At 73.6% G+C, this 1,180-nt stretch carries 1 protein-coding gene and 1 pseudogene; one reads left to right on the top strand and one right to left on the bottom strand.

The features are described from left to right. Nucleotides 1-139 (bottom strand): annotated as a pseudogene (locus B7767_RS48180) (SAM-dependent methyltransferase); the annotation flags it as partial. 150 nt (nt 140-289) lie between these two features. Between B7767_RS48180 and B7767_RS20910 the strand changes: the two are divergent. Continuing rightward, on the top strand, nt 290-1,063 hold the full coding sequence (locus B7767_RS20910) for an MHYT domain-containing protein (RefSeq protein ID WP_085573542.1): 774 nt from the start codon (nt 290-292) through the stop codon (nt 1,061-1,063). Nucleotides 1,064-1,180 lie beyond the last annotated feature (117 nt).

Genomic DNA, 1,180 nt, shown 5'->3' on the forward strand with positions numbered 1-1,180 from the left:
CGAGCACCCGGTCCCCCTCGCGCAGCCCGAGCTCGGCGACCGCGGCGGCGTAGACCGGACCGTCGTCGGGGAAGCGGCGGTCCCAGTCGGCTGCACGCGCGGCGAAGAACTCCTGGACGTGTGTGTGGTCGTCGCTCATGCTCCGCATGATCCCTCACCGGGACGGGCGACACCCTTGTGCGCACGTTCGAGCGTGACGCGGTCGTTCCGGTGTACCGCTGCGTCATATTTCAGCCGCTTTCGAAACGCGTCCCCTTCGCACGCCCGCGCCCCCTAGCGTCCCGGGGCCATGGGACACCTGGACCACGCCGCCCTGGGGTGGCTTACCCCCGTGCTGTCGTACGCGATGGCCTGCACCGGCGCCGCCCTCGGACTGCGTTGCACCGTCCGCGCGCTCGCCGCCACCGGCAGCGTGCGCCGCAACTGGCTGCTCACCGCCGCCTCGGCGGTCGGCACGGGCATCTGGACCATGCACTTCGTGGCCATGCTCGGATTCGCCGTCAGCGGCACCGACATCCGCTACGACGTGCCGCTCACCCTCGCCGGCCTGCTCGTCGCCATGGCCGTCGTCTGCGCCGGCGTGTTCGCCGTCGGCCACGGCCGCGACCGGGTCCGGGCGCTGCTGCTCGGCGGGCTCACCACCGGTCTCGGCGTCGCCAGCATGCACTACCTGGGCATGGCGGCGGTGCGGCTGCACGGCGAGGTGAGCTACGACCCGGTGCTCGTCGGCCTCTCCGTCCTCATCGCCGTCGTCGCGGCCACGGCGGCCCTGTGGGCGGCGCTCAACATCCGGTCGCCCGTCGCGGTCACCCTCGCCTCCCTGATCATGGGCGCCGCGGTCAGCAGCATGCACTACACGGGGATGTTCGCGGTGAGCGTGCGTGTCACGCCCTCCGGCGAACCCCTGCCCGGCGCCACGGCGATGCAGTTCATCTTCCCGCTCGCCGTCGGACTCGGGTCCTACCTCTTCATCACCTCGGCCTTCGTGGCGCTGTCGCCGACGGCCGGGGAGCGCGAGGCGTCCGCCTCGGCCCAGCGCCCGGCCGGGCACACCGCCCACTGACCGCGCCCCGCGGTGCCGGCGACCGTTTCGGCCCGCCCCACGCACCACTCCCGAGCGAGGAGTCCATGCGCACATCCCGGAGGACCCCGACAGGCCGCGCGGAGGCGCCGCCCCCGC

Source organism: Streptomyces sp. 13-12-16 (assembly GCF_002114215.1).
Classification (GTDB): Bacteria; Actinomycetota; Actinomycetes; order Streptomycetales; family Streptomycetaceae; genus Streptomyces.

What these genes read in the sequence shown, in the direction of transcription:
- B7767_RS20910 (WP_085573542.1), top strand. Translation starts at nt 290, where the DNA reads ATGGGACACCTGGACCACGCCGCCCTGGGGTGGCTTACCCCCGTGCTG.